Raw genomic sequence first — 14,711 nt, 5'->3', positions numbered from 1 at the left:
ATTGTCCGTGTCTGCGTCCCGTCTGCGTTGCCGACGCGCCAGCGGCCCGCGCCACGGCTATCCATTGGACATTCACAATCTCAAACAGCATCCGCCTTCGCACTGTGCGCTTCCGCCTGCGCTGGAGCTCCGGCGGACAATTCGGAAGGCAGGCACCGATCATACCACAATCGGCGCGCCACGTCGCTTTCGATGCATCATCTGAATTCGGGAGTATGCAGAGAAGACTTCGTCGGGCATGGCTGTCAGCGCAATGGCTCATCGGGGTCCCCGCTCAAAGCCATTGGTTGTTGCGCTACTGAGGCTGCAAAAGCTCTGGGCAAATCTCCCCTGCCCGTGCGTCGATTTGATTTCGACGCGCGACATCTTTTTCTCCGGGCATTAGCCAATGCAGGAAGAATTCGTCATCGCGGACTGAAGTGTCTCTCAACTGCACAACGAGTTCCTCTGCGACGTCATCTGGCATATCTGCCATGAGCGCCTGCACGGCGCATGCCTTCGCACGGCCGATGTCAGCTTTTGTGGCACCAGGAAAAGCTTCATCTTTGGTATTGGTGAAGACTGCGGCCATGCCTTTCTGGATCTCTTTTCGTGCCGCAGTGGTCTCCGATGGCAATGCACCAGTGACTGTCTGCGCGAGTGCCGGCACACAGAGCAACTGAAGAAGAATGACCGCAATGGCGGTGGCAGATAAGCTTCTCATAACCAGATCCTTTCGATCCACGCCTGCATCGGCTCCCAGACCAGCGGCTTCGCCTTGCCGCCGGCCATCATGCCGATGTGGCCGGCGCTGGGGAGCATGCGTTCGGCCTTGGGCAGCGCGTCGGCCAGTGCCAGCGCGCTCTTCGGCGGGACGATGCGGTCGCCGGCGGGGATCAGGCAGAGGGCCGGCTGCTCAAACCGCTGCGGCAGGACCGGTTCGCCGGCGATCTTCCATTCGCCGCGCGCCGGGGTGTTCTCGCCGTACCAGCCGGTCAGGCATTCGCGGGCGACCGCGGCGGAGACCGCCATGCCGTCGTTCAGCCAATCCTCCAAGGCGACGAATTTCTTCGCGCCGGCACTCTCCGGATCGGCGGCGGCGAAGTTCTGGAATTTGCGCAGCACCTGGAACGGATCGAAGCCGCTGAAGAAGCATTGCAGGATATCGACCGGCAGCTCGCCGAAGAGCTGCAGCACCGGCTCGAGACCGCGGCCGATCTCGGCCAGCATCAGCGAATGCTCCTTGGCCTCGGCGTGGAAGTCCCAGGGGGTGGCCAGCAGGATCAACCCGGCGATCTCGGCCTGGCGCCGGAGAGAGAGCGCCAGCGCCAGGTTGCCGCCCATGCAATAGCCGATGGCGAAGATCGGCCCGCCCGGCTCGCGCCGCACCACTTCGAGCGCGCTCTCCAGCCGCCCCGCGACATAGTCGGTGAAATCGAAGCCGCGTTCCTCAGGCCCGGGCGAGCCCCAGTCCATCACGAAGGGCGCGAAGCCTTGCGCCGCGCTCCAGCGCAGGAAGCTCGCGTCCGGCTCGAGGTCGAGGATGTAGTAGCGGTTGACCAGCGAGGGGATCACCAGCAGGCGCGGCGCTCTTGCGTCTCGTCCGGTGCGGTAGTCGAGCAGCTTGGTGGTGCCTTCGCGCCAGAGCACCGGCGCTTCCGCGACGTTGCGGCTCTTCGGGGCGTGGCGGTATTTCTCGACGCCGGAGAGGAGCCGGTCGAAGCGGCGCAGGCCTTCAGCCTGCAGCGCCCCCGCCAGCGCCACCGGCTCCGCCCGCTCCACCTCCGCCAGCAGGTCCCGCCACCGGCTTCTGAGGTTTTCGCGCGGGTCGCTTGGGCTTGGGCTGGCTGGCGGCGGATTTTCCCGCTCGCTCTCCCGCTCCGTTGCCGCCCAGTTCTGCGAGCCGAGCCTCAAGGCCGGCAAGATTGCGCCGGAGTTCAGCCAAGTCGCCGCCGCCAGGCTGAGATGCTGGGGCAGCGGCCGGGGGCCTAGTCTCAGCGGATGACTTCGGTGCATCAGCCTTCCACCATTCATAAGGGTTCTGCGCGCCCGGCTTCGCGCTGGCCGCCAGGATCCCCTGCATGATGCCCTGCATCATCGCCGGGAAAGGCGAGGCCGCCATCATCTGGGCCATCTGGCGCATCAGGTCGGGATCGGCGGCGATCGCCGCCATCTGCTCCTGCCAGAGATCCATCAGCCGCTTCGCGAGGTCCTCCACGGAGGCTTCCCTTGGAGCCTGGGGGGCCGCTTCAGGGCCGGTTTTCTTGCCGTCTTCTGCCATGGGGCGAAACTATAACAGCCTTTTCGCAGTGCGAAAGATGGGGCCGCACTGCGAAAGATGGGGTTTCCGCATCGCAGCGACCGCATTGCCAAATGGGGGGTTAATCCTGCTATGCTGCGTTGCATCCAGGGGGTTGGTTAAAAGGGCACAAAGAACATGGCCGACAGCGAAGGCAGGAAACCGGAAGGGCCGGAAGGCGGCAAGGGCGAAGGCAAGAACGGGCAGTCGCCGGTCCGGATCAAGAAATACGCGAATCGCCGGCTCTACAACACCGCCACCAGCTCGTATGTGACCCTGGACTATCTCGCACAGATGGTCCGGAACGGCACCGAGTTCACCGTCGAGGATGCCAAGACCGGCGAGGACATCACCCGCTCGGTGCTGACCCAGATCATCGTCGAGGAAGAGTCCAAGGGGCAGAACATGCTGCCCATCAACTTCCTGCGCCAGTTGATCAGCCTCTACGGCGACAACCTGCAATTTTTGGTGCCGCGCTATCTCGAGCAGAGCATGGAGAGCTTCGGCAAGAACCAGGAGCAGATGCGCGCCTATATGAAGGACAGCTTCGGCGGCATGTTCCCGATGGAGCGCTTCGAGGAGATGTCGAAGCAGAACATGGCCTTCTTCGAGCAGGCGATGCGGATGTGGAATCCGTTCAAGGGCGGCATGGGCATGCCGGGCGCGCCCGGCGCCGCGCCGGCAGGTGGCGGCGAGAAGCCGGCCGATGCGCCCTCGGCCAACGAGATTACCGATCTGAAGAGCCAGATGCTGGCCCTGCAGCGGCAGATCGAGGCGCTGACCAAGGCCTCCGGCAAGGGCGAGTAAACGGTCCCGTCACCTGCTATGTTTCGCGTTTCACCAGCCATCACCCGTCGGGTCTATCCCGTTTAAGCCCATGCCCAGCGTCAGGCTCGATCACACCAACTTCCACTATCGCCTCGATGGGCCGGAGGACCGGCCGCTGGTCGTGCTTTCGCATGCGCTCTCGGTGAGCGGCGCGATGTGGCGCGAGCAGCTGCCGGCGCTGACCCAGCATTTCCGCGTGCTCTCCTATGACATGCGCGGGCATGGCGGCACCGACGCGACCGGCGAGGACCTGACCCGCGGCTATACGCTGGAGCAGATGGCCGACGATGTCGCCGCACTGGCGGCGAAGCTGGGACACGGCCGCTTCCATTTCGTCGGGCTTTCGATCGGCAGCATGATCGGCCAGGTGCTGGCGCTGCGGCATACCAAGATGCTGGATCGCCTGGTGCTCGCCTGCACGGGGACCGGCAAGCCCAATGCCGATCAACAGAAGATGTGGGACGATCGTGTCGCCGCCATCGCCAAGGACGGCGTGGAATCCCAGGTCGAGGGCACGCTGGCGCGCTGGCTGTCGCCGGAATTCCGCGCCGCGGAGCCGGAGACGATAAAGTGGATCGCCGACCTCATCCGCGCGACGCCGCCCGCCGGCTATATCGGCGCGGCGCTGGCGATCAAGCGGATGGATATTCCCGGCGAGAAGCTGGAGACCTTGCGCCTGCCGGTGCTCTGCATCGCCGGCGAGAAGGATCCCGGCGCGCCGGTCGCCGCGGTCAGCGCGCTGCGCGACCGGATCCAGGGCGCGCGCCTCACCGTGATTGAGGGCGGCTATCACCTCTGCAATGTCGAGAAGCCGCAACCCTTCAACGAGGCCGTCACCGGCTTCCTCTTGGAAGGCGATGCCGACTGAAAGCCCGATAGATGAGGACGAACTCGGCCTCATCGACCAGGACCTGATCGAAAGCCGCAGGGTGAAGCTCGAGCCCGGCGCCGAGCTCCGGGTGTTCGGCTATGGCTCGCTGATGTGGCGGCCGGACTTCCCCTATATCGATATCGTCCCGGCCGCCCTGCACGGCTATCACCGCGCCTTTTGCATCCAATCCACCCATTATCGCGGCACGCGGGAAAATCCCGGCCTGGTGCTCGGCCTCGACCGCGGCGGCATGTGCCACGGCCGGATGTTCCGGGTGAAGCCGGAACATGCGCAAGCGGTCGCCGACGGGCTGCATGCCCGCGAGATGGTGACCGGCGTCTATGAGCCGCGCTGGTTGAAAGTCCGGCTGGAGAACGACCGGATCGAGACCGCCCTCGCCTATGTCGCCGACCGCGGCCACCCGCAATATGCGGGCAAGCTGGAGATCGCCGAGATCGCCCGCCGCATCCGCCGCGCCATCGGCAAGACCGGCAGCAACGTGGACTACCTGAAGAACACCGTTATCCATCTCGAGGAAATGGGCATTCACGAGGGCGTGCTGCACCGGGTGTTGCGGCAGGTCGAGCAGGGGCAGTAAAGTTACTGTCATCATGTCGCGCTGGCTGGAAGGGTTGGAGGATCGGCTGTCGAGCGTCGCAGGGCTGGGCCCGCGGCTCGACGCGATGATCGCCGCCCTCCAGGATCTCGGCTTCACCGCCCTGGGCTACGACTACACGCCGGTGCCGATGACGCCGGAGGGCGACCTCATCAGCCCCAGCCTGCTCGAGATCCGCAACATCGACGCCGAGATGCCGGAGCTCTGGACCAAGGGCGGCTTCTGCCAGATCGACCCGATGCAGGAGCTGGCGATCAAGGCCAACGCGCCCTTCATGTGGTCCTGCAACAAGGTCGACGGCAACCCGGCGGAGAATGCGCTGGCCGCGGTGGTGACCGACCGCCACCAGCCGGTGATCCATTATTGCCGCGACACCCGGATGACCATCGGCGTCACCGTGCCGATGCGCCTCGCGCAAGGCGGGCTCGCCACCTTCAACGCGATCCGGGTCGATCCCGAGCCCGGCTTCGAGAAGGATGCGCGGCGGCAGATCAGCGAGATCGCGCTCGCCGGCTATGCCTTCCACAACGCGGCGCTGGAGACCTTCGATCCGGACGCGATGCCGTCGCGCCACGTGCGCCTCTCCCCGCGCGAGCGCGAATGCCTGAAGCTCTGCGCCAAGGGCATGACCGCGAAGCAGATCGCCTACCAGCTCGATCGCTCGCCGGCGACGGTGATGCTGCATCTCAAATCGGCGACGCGGAAGCTGGGTGCGCGCAACCGCGTGCAGGCGGTGGCGCGGGCGGCACATTACCGGCTGCTGGATGGGGTGTGCTGAGCCCTGAGACGCCTCACGCAGCGTCAAGGCCCTCACCCTGTCCCTCTCCCTACGGGCGAGGGGACGCTGGTGCACTGGCCTTCATACTCGGTGAGCCCCTCTCCCGAAGGGAGAGGTTGGGTGAGGGCCTTGACGCTGCTTGAGACCCATCAAACCTGTCTCTATGCTGCCGCGCATCCAAGGCAGGCATCATGTTCTCCAACCAAGAGCACCCGAAAAGCTCCTATTACGCCGCGACCGCGAATCCGCATGGCACCTGGCCGCGGCTGACGGAATCGATCCGGGCCGATGTCTGCGTGGTCGGCGGCGGGCTCACCGGGCTTTCGGCCGCGCTCAATCTCGCCGAGCGCGGGTTCAAGGTGGCGCTGATCGAGGCCAACCGGATCGGCTGGGGCGCCTCGGGGCGGAACGGCGGGCAGATCAACACCGGCCTGCGCAAGTCGCCGCAGGAACTGATCGCGCGTTTCGGCAAGGCGCGCGGCAAGGCGCTGTTCGATCTCGCCGAGGAGGCGCGCAGCATCATCTGGGAGCGGGTGGAGAAGCACGGCATCTCCTGCGACTTGCGGCACGGCAACATGCTGCTCGCTTCGAAGCCCGGCGACCTCGCCTGGATGGAAGAGGAGATCGCCTGCTTCGAGCGCGAGATGAACTACACCAAGGCGAAGCTGCTCGACCGCAACGCCATCCGATCCGAGATCGCCAGCGAGATCTATCACGGCGGCATCAAGGACAGCGGCGGCGGGCATCTGCACCCGCTGAACTATGCGCTGGGCCTTGCCAAGGCGGCTGAGGACGCCGGCGTGCAGATGTTCGAGCACACGGCGGCGACGAAGATCGACGATGACGGCGCCAGGATCACGGTCACCACCGAGGCCGGCCGGATCGAGGCGGATTACGCCGTGCTCGGCTGCAATGCCTATCTGGGCGCGCTGGAGCCGAGGATCGCCGGCAAGATCATGCCGATCGCCAATTTCGTGATCACCACCGAGCCGCTGCCCGAAGACGAGGCGCGGGCGCTGATCCCCAGCGGCTCCTGCGCCTGCGACACCAAGTTCGTGGTCAGCTACTACCGCGTCACCGCCGACAACCGCCTGCTGTTCGGTGGCGGCGAGCGCTACAACACGCAAGAGCCCGCCGACATCGCCGGTTTCGTGCAACCCTACATGCTGCAGGTGTTCCCGCAGCTCGCGGGCCAGCGCATCGACTACGGCTGGGGCGGGATGCTGGCGATCACCATGCATCGGCTGCCGCATTTGGGAAGGGTCGGCCGGGTCTATTACGCGCAGGGCTATTCCGGCATGGGGGTCGCGATCACCGGCATCGCCGGCAAGCTGATCGCCGAGGCCATGGCCGGCACCGCCGAGCGCTTCGACGTCTTCTCCCAGATCGAGCACCGGACCTTCCCCGGCGGCACCCTGCTCCGCCACCCGCTGCTGGTGCTGGCGATGCTGTGGTACGTGCTCCGGGACAAGCTCTGAGGCGCAAGATTCCTAGGGAATGAGCAGCGGCGCGCCGGTGGTGCGACCCGCCTCCATGTCGGCATGGGCCCGTGCGGCGTCGCGCAACGCATAGCGCGTGCCGAGCCTGGGCAGAAGCCCGTCCCTGAGGCTGGCCAGCACCGCTTCGGTGCCGCGCCGATAGTTCTCGCGGTCGTTCATGTAGAGCATGACGCTCGGCCGGGCGAGATTGCGGGGACCGATCGTCTCGATGGCGAGCGGCGGAATGGCACCGCCGGCCTGGCCGATGCTGGCGACGGTGCCGAGCGGCCGCACCGCGCCGAATGTCTTCGCCAGCGTCGTGCCGCCGATCCCGTCATAGGCCACATCGACGCCGCGCCCATCGGTCCACGCCTTGGCCGCGGCGACGAAATCCGCCGCGCGGCCGGTGACGACCTCATCCGCGCCGGCGGCGCGGGCAATCTCGGCCTTCGCCGTGCTGCTCACCGTGCCGATCACCGCGGCGCCGCGGCGCTTGGCCCAGGCCACCAGCAGGCTGCCGAGCCCGCCGGCCGCCGCATGCACCAGCACCGTGGTGCCGCGCCCGACCGGATAGACCGTTCCCATCAGCATCTCCGCAGTCACACCGCGGGCCAGCGCCACCGCGGCGACGTCGTCCGGAACCGAATCCGGCAGCGGCACCGCCCGCCAGGCGGGCAGGATCCGCGCCGCGGCATAGGCGCCGATCGGCGCACCGGCATAGGCGACACGCATGCCGACCGCGAGCCTGTCGACATCCCGGCCGACCGCTTCGACGATCCCCGCGGCCTCGACGCCGAGCACCGCCGGCAGGGCCGGCAACGGATAGAGGCCGCGCCGGTGATAGGTATCGACGAAGTTCACGCCGATCGCGCTGTGGCGGATCCGGATCTCGCCCGGACCCGGCTCCGGCAGCGTGATCTCCGCCGGCTCGAGCGCCGCGGCGTCGCCCGGCTTCCGGATCTGCATCACCAAGGGCATCGCTTGCCTCCAAACAGGTTCACGTCGCGATTGTGCGGCCGGCGCCGACTATGCGAAATTCCGCAAGCTCCCACCTCGATTGTGCGAAAACGCCCATGCGCGATACTCCGACCGACTGGCAGGACCTGCGCCATTTCGCTGCCCTGGCCCGCGAAGGCTCGCTGTCCGCCGCGGCGCGCCGACTTGCGGTCGACCATGCGACCGTGGCCCGCCGGGTCGCCGCCCTGGAAGCCGCCCTCGGGCTGAAGCTGGTCGATCGGCGGGCCCGGTCCTATGCGCTGACCGCCGAGGGCCGCCGGATCGCCGCGATCGCGCAGCGCATGGAAGCGGCCGCCTTCGAGCTCGACCGCGCCGCGAAAGGCGCGCAGACCGGCCTCCAAGGCTCGGTCACGGTCAGCACGCCGCCGACCATCGCCGCCGCGCTGATCGCACCCCGTTTGTCGGCGCTCTATGCGGCGCATCCGGGCATCAGCCTGAAGCTGATCGGCGAGAAGCGCAGCGCCTCGCTGTCGCGCCGCGAGGCGGATATAGCCGTGCGCCTCATTCGTCCGCAGGAGAAGAGCCTGGTCACCCGCCGCATCGGCCGGCTGGGTTTCGCGCTCTACGCCGCGCCGGCCTATCTCGATGCCATCGCGCCGGCGGACTATGCCTTCATCGCCTATGACGATCCGATGGACCAGGCGCCGCAGCAGATCTGGCTGCGGCACTTTGCCCAGGGGCGCCCCGTCGTGCTGCGCGCCAGCGATCTCGAGGTGCAGCGCGAGGCGGCGAAGGCCGGCATCGGCATTGCCGCCTTGCCGCGGTTCTTCGGCGAATCCGAACCCGGCCTGCGCCGGCTCGAGAGCGGCGGCAAGAACCTGAGCCGCGAGGTCTGGCTGGCGGTGCACCAGGACCTCCGCCGCGCGCCGCTGGTGCGTGCGACGCTGGATTTTCTGGCCCGGTGCTTTGACCGGCTGCCATAATGGCCGGCGCAAAGCAGTGGAGAGAGGCATGCGCATCCTGATCCTCGGCGCCGGCGGGACCGGCGGGTATTTCGGCGGGCGGCTGGTCGAGGCCGGCGCCGACGTCACCTTCCTGCTGCGGCCGGAACGCCAGAACCGCATTCGGGAAAACGGCCTGGTCATCAAGAGCCCGGTCGGCAATGCCCAGCTTCAGGTCCAGACCATCCTTGCCGGCGAGGCCGCGCGGAAATTCGACATCGTGCTGGTGACCTGCAAGGCCTATGACCTCGACTCCGCCCTCGAGGCCATCGAGCCGCATGTCGATGCCGGGGCGCTGGCGTTGCCGATCATGAACGGCATGGCGCATAACGATTTCTTGCGCGAGCGGCTCGGCCACGGCCGCGTGGTCGGCGGCATCTGCCAATGCTCGACCACGATCAACGCCTTCGGCGAAATCGAGCATCTGAACCCGATGGCGCGGATGGTGTTCGGCGCCTTCGCCGACCAGCCCAACCGCCTGGAAGTCGATCCGGTGCTGGACGACCTGCTGGCCGTGACCACCAAGGCGAGCTTCGCCAGCAAGCGCGCCGATCCGATCGACCAGAATCTCTGGGACAAATGGGTGATGCTGGCGACGCTCGCCGGCATGACCACCTTGATGCGCGCCTCGGTCGGCGAGATCATGGCGACCAAGGGCGGGCCCGATCTGATGGCGGAGCTCCTGGAGGAGACCGCCGCCGTCGCCACCGAGGCCGAGTATCCGCCCTCGGAAGACTATCTTAAGAACGTGCGCAGCCTGCTGTTCGACCGCAATTCCGGCTTCACCGCCTCGATGCTGCGCGACATGGAAGCCGGCGGCCCGATCGAAGGCGAACACATCATCGGCGACATGTACCACCGCGCGCGAGACGCCGGCCTCGACGCGCACCTGCTGCGCATCGCCTATTGCCACCTGCAGGCCTATGAGGCGCGGCGGGCGAAGGCAGCCAAATAGCGTCTCAATCAGGTTGCTGTGTCTTTGAAAGGATAAGCAGCGATCTGAAACTCATCCTCATAGACGATATAGCCCGGCCGGCGGGATGTTATCATCTCCACGGCGATATCGTACGACTTCAACACGCTCGCGAACTGATGCATCCGTTGGATATGCGCAACGGCTGATGCCTTGAACCAGCTTATGGCTTGTGCCTTGCCATGCGGTCTGCGCGAGATTGATAGTTGGGTCGGTTTCTCCAGGTTCTTGTTGAACCACTCGTTGACTTCATCGAGAAGATCGCAATCCGCTGGCGATATGTCTGGGGATTCCCTTAGCCGAGCAACGGCATGATACAGCCCTTGCCGTACTCCGGAATCGGGATCGATCTCGCTCACAACGAATCTGATGAACATTATCAAAATCTAGACTGGTCTATTCGAACGGCATCGTTGCCTTCAGCGAAGGCCGTGCCGAGATCGCCTTGTGCCACTTGGCGAGATTGGGATGCCCGTCGCGCCAGGCTTCATGCGCGAAGCGGAAGTCGAGATAGTCGAGCATGATCGCGACGGTCAACGTGCCGATGTCGATCTTGTCGCCGAAGCTTCCGGCATCCTTTTCCAGCGCGTCCAGGGCCTGGTCGACCTTGGTCTTCTGCTTGCTGTCCCAGTCGATCGAGCGCAGGGTCTCCGGGCGCCGCGATTCATAGAGCCGCAGGATCGCCGCGTCGAGGATGCCGTCGCAGAGCGCCATGCGGCTCAAGGTCGGCCAGCGCGTCGCGTCCTTCGGGAACAGCTTGCCGCCCTTGCGGCTGTCGAGGAACTCGCAGATCACCGCGGAATCGATCAGCACCGTGCCGTCTTCCAGGGTGAGGGCCGGAATCTTGTTCAGCGGGTTGGTGGCCCCCAGCGCCGGGTCGGCGGTGTTGGTCTTCACCCGCTCGATCTCGCCGTCCTGGCCGGTCTCGATCGCGGTCACCAGCACCTTGCGCACGAAGGGGCTGGTGCTGCTGTGGCATAGCTTCATCATCGCATCTCTCCTTAAGCGTCCTACTCAATATTCGTCATTGCCGGGCTTGATCCGGCAATCTCGCGCCGGATGGAGATGGCCGGGTCGAGCCCGGCCATGACGAATCAATGCTAGAAACGGTCCTTGGCGGCGCGGATGGCGCCGAAGATCTCGTGGTCGGGCTTGTCCTGGCCGCCGAACCGGGCCTTCAGTTCCGGCGCGTCGGCGCGCAGGAAGGGATTCGACTTCTTCTCGTCGCCAAGGACGGCGGGAATGGTCGGCCGGCCCGCGGCGCGGAGCTGCTTCGCCGCCGCCGCGCGCTGCTTCAGCGCCGCGTTGTCGGGATCGGCGGCGAGCGCGAAGCGGATGTTGGCCTCGGTGTATTCATGGCCGCAATAGATCCGGGTGTCGTCCGGCAGCGCGCGCAGCTTCAGCAGCGACGGCCACATGACGTCGGAAGTCCCCTCGAACATCCGGCCGCAGCCGATCGAGAACAAGGTGTCGCCGCAGAACACCGCCTGGGAATCCGGGAAGTGAAAGGCGATATGGCCCTTGGTATGGCCGGGGATGAACAGCACCTGCGCGTGATGCCCGGCGAAGTCGAAGCCGGATTTCTCATCGACCGCGAGGTCGATGCCGGGAATGCGCTCGCGGTCGTAGGCCGGGCCGACCACCTTGGCGCCGGTCGCCTGCTTGATGCCGAGATTACCGCCGCAATGATCGTTGTGATGATGGGTGTCCAGCACATGCGTCAAGGTCCAGCCCCGTTTCGCCGCGGCCTTCAGGCCGGGCGCCGCCTCGGAAGGATCGAGGATCGCCGTCGCCCCGCTCGCGGCGTCATGGATGAGATAGGCGTAGTTGTCCTTGAGCATCGGGACGAGCGTGATCTGGAGCGGGGCCGGCATGCTGAACTCCCTGTAATCCTGGCAGAAATCGGCCGCTGACCTTAGCAGCGGTTGTGGCATAATCAACGCCATGTGGCAGGACGTCGTCGATCTGCATGACTTCTACCAGACGCCGCTCGGCGCGGTGACCCGCCGGCTGCTGCAGGCGCGGATTCGTGCGCTCTGGCCGGATGTGACCGGCCAGTCGCTGCTCGGCCTCGGTTTCGCGACCCCCTATCTCGCGCCCTTCATCAACGAGGCGGAACGGGTGCTGGCGCTGATGCCGGCCGGGCAAGGCGTCATCCACTGGCCGGTGGGCCAGCGCAACCTCGTCACCTTCGCCGACGAGACCGAGCTGCCATTCCAGGATTTCTCGATCGACCGGGTGCTGATGGTCCACGCGCTGGAATCCTCCGAGCATCCCGGCGACATGCTGCGCGAGGCCTGGCGCGTGCTCTCCGGCGGCGGGCGGCTGATGGTGGTGGTGCCGAGCCGGCGCAGCGTCTGGTCATTGACCGAGCGGACACCCTTCGGCTTCGGGCAATCCTATTCGGCGGGCCAGCTCTCCCGGCTGCTGCGCAGCACCTCCTTCACGCCGCTGCAGACCGCGCGCGCGCTCCACTTCATGCCGCTCCGGTCGCGCGCCTGGCTCTCCGGGGCGCCGGGCTGGGAGCGTTTCGCCAACAACTGGTTCGCCGGCCTCGCCGGCGCCGTCATCATCGAGGCGACCAAGCAGCTCTATGGCGCCAAGCCGGTAAAAGCGCCGCGCCGCGCCAAGCCGGTGCTGGTGCCGCTGCCCAACGTGGCGACCGGCCGCGTGGTGCCGCTGCGCCGCGACGGACTTACCGGATAATCGGGGCCTGACCCCTAGGGTCCCGGCCGCAGGATGCGGCTCTCCGGCAGCAGCACCTTGACCCTTGTGCCGCGGCCGGGATCGCTTTCGAGCGTCATCGTCCCGCCATGCAGCTCGACCAGGGCCCGGACGATCGCGAGCCCCAGTCCGGTGCCGCGATAGCGCCGCTGATAGGCGCCCTCTACCTGGGTGAAGGGCTGCATCAGCTTCGGCAGGTCCCCCTTCGCGATGCCGATGCCGGTGTCGCTGACGACGATTTCGATCCCCTGCTCGAGCTCGGCGGTCGACAGCAGGACCGCGCCCTGGGGCGGCGTGAACTTGAGCGCGTTGGAGAGCAGGTTGAACAGGATGCGGCGGATCGCGCCGGCATCGACCCGCACCCGCGGCAGGTCCGGCGGCACGCGCGTGGTCAGCGTCAGCTCCGCCTTCTCGACCTCGAGCGCCAGGATCCGCGCGGCCTCCTCGGCCAGCGCCCCGAGATCGACCTCGCTCTCCTCGAGCACGAACTTGCCGGCCTCGATCTTGGCAATGTCCAGCACTTCGTTGATGATGCGCAACAGGTGCTTCCCGCTGGTGCGGATGTCGGCGGCGTATTCCCGATACTTCGGATGGTCGGGACCGAGGATCTGGCTGTCGATCATCTCGGACAAGCCGATGATCGCGTTCAAGGGCGTGCGCAGCTCGTGGCTCATGTTGGCGAGGAACAGGCTCTTCGCCCGGCTCGCCTGCTCCGCCTGGTCGCGCGCTTCGCGCAAGGCGTTCTCGGCATCGACGATGGCGGTCACATCGCGGGCGATGCCGCGATAGCCCTTGAACACCCCGGCCGCGTCGAACACCGGCCGGCCGCTGGTCTCGGCATAGACCATCGTTCCATCCGGGCGGCGGATGCGGTAGGTCAGGCCGCGGAACGGCTCATGCCGCTCCAGCAGGGCGCCGTGCTCGCGCCACTTCTCCGCCTCCGCCTCGCGATCCACCGCCTTCTCCCAGCGCGGGCGGCCGAGGAAGGCGCCGGCATCGAAGCCGTGCTGGCCGACGCTCGGCGACAGATAGGTGATGCGATGGTCGGGCCCGGTCTCCCAGAACCAGTCGGAGGCCGCAACCGCATAATCGTGAAAGCGCTCCTCGCTCTCGCGCAGCGCCGCCTCGGCCGCGACGCGGGCGGCGACATCGCGCTTCAGGTCGGCATTGGCCTGCTGCAGTTCGCCATAGGAGCGCTGCAGGCTGGCGCTGAGGTCGTTGAACGCCGAGACGACGCGATCCAGCTCGTCGGCCTCCTTGCGCCGCGCGCGATTGAGCATGAGCGGCGCCGCGGGATGCCCGGGATTGTAGCCGGCGACGGCGCGGGCGATCTGGAAGAGGTGCCGGCCGACGAGCCGGTAGAACACGAAAACGATAAAGGCCGAGACCAGGAAGGTCTTGGCCCCCTGGCTGATCAGGATCACCAGCGCGCTCTCGATCAGCCGCTGATAGACGCCGGCGAGGCTGGCCTCGACCACGAAGCGGCCGATCACCTGCCGGCCGCCCTTGTCGTCATAGACGATCGGGATCTCCCGGCGCAGCACCGAGCCTGCGCCCTCGGTGCCGATCGCGACCGCCAGCGGGCTGCCGCCGTTGCCGGATTCGACCACCGCGGCATAGCTCACCTCGGGCAGGCTGGCGATGCCGCTCAGCTGCAGCTCGAGTTGCCGCCGGTCGAGTTGCCAAAGGCCCTCGGCGAGGCTGCTGATATAGCCGCGCTCGACCTCGGCCAGGCGCTGCTCGATCGCGCCGACGTCGAAGCGGTAGTCGAGATAAAGCTGGACCGCGGTCAGGACCAGGGTGACCGCCGAGCTGAACAGCAGCACGAACACCAGCAGGCGGAGCGCGATGCCGTGGCGCAGATCGCCCAGCTTCGGCAAATGCCGTTCCGCGGGCCTGGCGTCGGCGGGCAGCCCAGCGATCTCCTCGGATTTGCCGGCCATCCCTTGCCCGCGTCCCTCATGCAACCTTGCTAGGCATTTTAGCACAGGCGCAACGGGGGCCGGCCCGGCTTTCCCGCTCTTCGGTAATCTATTGATTTAAAACTAGTTTTAGGCATTTTAAGCAGCTGAACAACCGGGGCAAGCCCGCCACCGGCCGGCGGCCAATCGCGGCGTGCCGGCGCCGCCCAATCGGGCATCACAGCCCCGGGTTGATGCGATCGGCCGTGCGCCCCGCCGATCAGACGCCGGTGATCTGCGGGGCGC

Annotated in this window: 16 protein-coding genes; 8 read left to right on the top strand and 8 right to left on the bottom strand. The window is 66.7% G+C overall.

Features of this window, described 5'->3' with window-relative positions:
* Window positions 1-295: 295 nt before the first annotated feature.
* The 3 genes from ACYQ4T_RS00135 to ACYQ4T_RS00125 are packed head-to-tail and all read right to left on the bottom strand — an operon-like array spanning window position 296 to window position 2,197.
* Window positions 296-703 carry a hypothetical protein gene (locus tag ACYQ4T_RS00135; RefSeq protein ID WP_459849723.1) on the bottom strand — a complete coding sequence of 136 codons (408 nt, stop codon included), beginning with the start codon at window positions 701-703 and terminating at the stop codon, window positions 296-298.
* Entirely contained in the window at window positions 700-1,761 is a 1,062-nt protein-coding gene (locus ACYQ4T_RS00130; protein ID WP_459849720.1) for an alpha/beta fold hydrolase, read from the bottom strand. Before ACYQ4T_RS00130 ends, ACYQ4T_RS00135 begins: the two co-directional genes overlap by 4 nt.
* On the bottom strand, window positions 1,715-2,197 hold the full coding sequence (locus ACYQ4T_RS00125; RefSeq protein WP_459849717.1) for a hypothetical protein: 483 nt from the start codon (window positions 2,195-2,197) through the stop codon (window positions 1,715-1,717). Before ACYQ4T_RS00125 ends, ACYQ4T_RS00130 begins: the two co-directional genes overlap by 47 nt.
* Window positions 2,198-2,416: 219 nt before the next feature.
* Between ACYQ4T_RS00125 and phaR the strand changes: the two genes are divergently transcribed.
* From phaR to ACYQ4T_RS00100, 5 genes are all read left to right on the top strand, one after another.
* Window positions 2,417-3,085, top strand: coding sequence for a polyhydroxyalkanoate synthesis repressor PhaR (gene phaR, locus ACYQ4T_RS00120; protein ID WP_459849714.1), 669 nt, complete (start codon window positions 2,417-2,419; stop codon window positions 3,083-3,085).
* Between the two features lie 70 nt (window positions 3,086-3,155).
* Complete coding sequence (locus ACYQ4T_RS00115; RefSeq protein ID WP_459849712.1) at window positions 3,156-3,974, top strand: alpha/beta fold hydrolase; 819 nt, start codon at window positions 3,156-3,158, stop codon at window positions 3,972-3,974.
* The gene (locus ACYQ4T_RS00110) at window positions 3,964-4,575 is read left to right on the top strand and encodes a gamma-glutamylcyclotransferase (RefSeq protein WP_459849709.1); all 612 of its coding nucleotides are present in this window, start codon (window positions 3,964-3,966) and stop codon (window positions 4,573-4,575) included. Before ACYQ4T_RS00115 ends, ACYQ4T_RS00110 begins: the two co-directional genes overlap by 11 nt.
* Window positions 4,576-4,588: 13 nt before the next feature.
* A complete protein-coding gene (locus ACYQ4T_RS00105; RefSeq protein WP_459849706.1) occupies window positions 4,589-5,371 on the top strand; it encodes a LuxR C-terminal-related transcriptional regulator in 783 nt (260 codons plus the stop codon).
* Window positions 5,372-5,562: 191 nt separating this feature from the next.
* Window positions 5,563-6,849, top strand: a complete 1,287-nt coding sequence (locus ACYQ4T_RS00100; protein ID WP_459849703.1) for an NAD(P)/FAD-dependent oxidoreductase — start codon at window positions 5,563-5,565, stop codon at window positions 6,847-6,849.
* A 12-nt stretch (window positions 6,850-6,861) separates the two neighbouring features.
* Here the strand turns inward: ACYQ4T_RS00100 and ACYQ4T_RS00095 are convergent, their stop codons facing one another.
* A complete protein-coding gene (locus ACYQ4T_RS00095) occupies window positions 6,862-7,827 on the bottom strand; it encodes a quinone oxidoreductase family protein (RefSeq protein ID WP_459849700.1) in 966 nt (321 codons plus the stop codon).
* Window positions 7,828-7,922: 95 nt separating this feature from the next.
* Here ACYQ4T_RS00095 and ACYQ4T_RS00090 point away from each other — a divergent pair, with 95 nt between their 5' ends.
* Together ACYQ4T_RS00090 and ACYQ4T_RS00085 are read left to right on the top strand one after the other, a co-directional pair.
* Window positions 7,923-8,789: a LysR family transcriptional regulator gene (locus tag ACYQ4T_RS00090; protein ID WP_459849697.1), complete on the top strand. Its 867-nt coding sequence runs from the start codon at window positions 7,923-7,925 to the stop codon at window positions 8,787-8,789.
* Between the two features lie 28 nt (window positions 8,790-8,817).
* Window positions 8,818-9,762 carry a 2-dehydropantoate 2-reductase gene (locus ACYQ4T_RS00085; RefSeq protein WP_459849694.1) on the top strand — a complete coding sequence of 315 codons (945 nt, stop codon included), beginning with the start codon at window positions 8,818-8,820 and terminating at the stop codon, window positions 9,760-9,762.
* 8 nt (window positions 9,763-9,770) lie between these two features.
* On the opposite strand, the gene ACYQ4T_RS00080 is transcribed toward ACYQ4T_RS00085, so the two are convergent.
* From ACYQ4T_RS00080 to gloB, 3 genes are all read right to left on the bottom strand, one after another.
* Window positions 9,771-10,139: a hypothetical protein gene (locus ACYQ4T_RS00080; protein ID WP_459849691.1), complete on the bottom strand. Its 369-nt coding sequence runs from the start codon at window positions 10,137-10,139 to the stop codon at window positions 9,771-9,773.
* Between the two features lie 37 nt (window positions 10,140-10,176).
* Window positions 10,177-10,770 carry a glutathione S-transferase family protein gene (locus ACYQ4T_RS00075; protein ID WP_459849689.1) on the bottom strand — a complete coding sequence of 198 codons (594 nt, stop codon included), beginning with the start codon at window positions 10,768-10,770 and terminating at the stop codon, window positions 10,177-10,179.
* Window positions 10,771-10,880: 110 nt separating this feature from the next.
* Window positions 10,881-11,654, bottom strand: coding sequence for a hydroxyacylglutathione hydrolase (gene gloB, locus ACYQ4T_RS00070; protein ID WP_459849686.1), 774 nt, complete (start codon window positions 11,652-11,654; stop codon window positions 10,881-10,883).
* A gap of 70 nt (window positions 11,655-11,724) precedes the next feature.
* Between gloB and ACYQ4T_RS00065 the strand changes: the two genes are divergently transcribed.
* Complete coding sequence (locus ACYQ4T_RS00065; protein WP_459849683.1) at window positions 11,725-12,486, top strand: class I SAM-dependent methyltransferase; 762 nt, start codon at window positions 11,725-11,727, stop codon at window positions 12,484-12,486.
* Window positions 12,487-12,500: 14 nt separating this feature from the next.
* On the opposite strand, the gene ACYQ4T_RS00060 is transcribed toward ACYQ4T_RS00065, so the two are convergent.
* Window positions 12,501-14,447: an ATP-binding protein gene (locus tag ACYQ4T_RS00060; protein WP_459849680.1), complete on the bottom strand. Its 1,947-nt coding sequence runs from the start codon at window positions 14,445-14,447 to the stop codon at window positions 12,501-12,503.
* Window positions 14,448-14,711 lie beyond the last annotated feature (264 nt).

It is taken from the genome of Dongia sp. agr-C8 (genome assembly GCF_054658695.1).
The sequence above is the reverse complement of the archived record's forward strand: the minus strand, read 5'-3'. Positions and strand labels throughout refer to the sequence as shown.

What these genes read in the sequence shown, in the direction of transcription:
- ACYQ4T_RS00135 (WP_459849723.1), bottom strand. Translation starts at nt 703, where the DNA reads ATGAGAAGCTTATCTGCCACCGCCATTGCGGTCATTCTTCTTCAGTTG.
- phaR (WP_459849714.1), top strand. Translation starts at nt 2,417, where the DNA reads ATGGCCGACAGCGAAGGCAGGAAACCGGAAGGGCCGGAAGGCGGCAAG.
- ACYQ4T_RS00115 (WP_459849712.1), top strand. Translation starts at nt 3,156, where the DNA reads ATGCCCAGCGTCAGGCTCGATCACACCAACTTCCACTATCGCCTCGAT.
- ACYQ4T_RS00110 (WP_459849709.1), top strand. Translation starts at nt 3,964, where the DNA reads ATGCCGACTGAAAGCCCGATAGATGAGGACGAACTCGGCCTCATCGAC.
- ACYQ4T_RS00105 (WP_459849706.1), top strand. Translation starts at nt 4,589, where the DNA reads ATGTCGCGCTGGCTGGAAGGGTTGGAGGATCGGCTGTCGAGCGTCGCA.
- ACYQ4T_RS00100 (WP_459849703.1), top strand. Translation starts at nt 5,563, where the DNA reads ATGTTCTCCAACCAAGAGCACCCGAAAAGCTCCTATTACGCCGCGACC.
- ACYQ4T_RS00095 (WP_459849700.1), bottom strand. Translation starts at nt 7,827, where the DNA reads ATGCCCTTGGTGATGCAGATCCGGAAGCCGGGCGACGCCGCGGCGCTC.
- ACYQ4T_RS00090 (WP_459849697.1), top strand. Translation starts at nt 7,923, where the DNA reads ATGCGCGATACTCCGACCGACTGGCAGGACCTGCGCCATTTCGCTGCC.
- ACYQ4T_RS00085 (WP_459849694.1), top strand. Translation starts at nt 8,818, where the DNA reads ATGCGCATCCTGATCCTCGGCGCCGGCGGGACCGGCGGGTATTTCGGC.
- ACYQ4T_RS00075 (WP_459849689.1), bottom strand. Translation starts at nt 10,770, where the DNA reads ATGATGAAGCTATGCCACAGCAGCACCAGCCCCTTCGTGCGCAAGGTG.
- gloB (WP_459849686.1), bottom strand. Translation starts at nt 11,654, where the DNA reads ATGCCGGCCCCGCTCCAGATCACGCTCGTCCCGATGCTCAAGGACAAC.
- ACYQ4T_RS00065 (WP_459849683.1), top strand. Translation starts at nt 11,725, where the DNA reads ATGTGGCAGGACGTCGTCGATCTGCATGACTTCTACCAGACGCCGCTC.
- ACYQ4T_RS00060 (WP_459849680.1), bottom strand. Translation starts at nt 14,447, where the DNA reads ATGGCCGGCAAATCCGAGGAGATCGCTGGGCTGCCCGCCGACGCCAGG.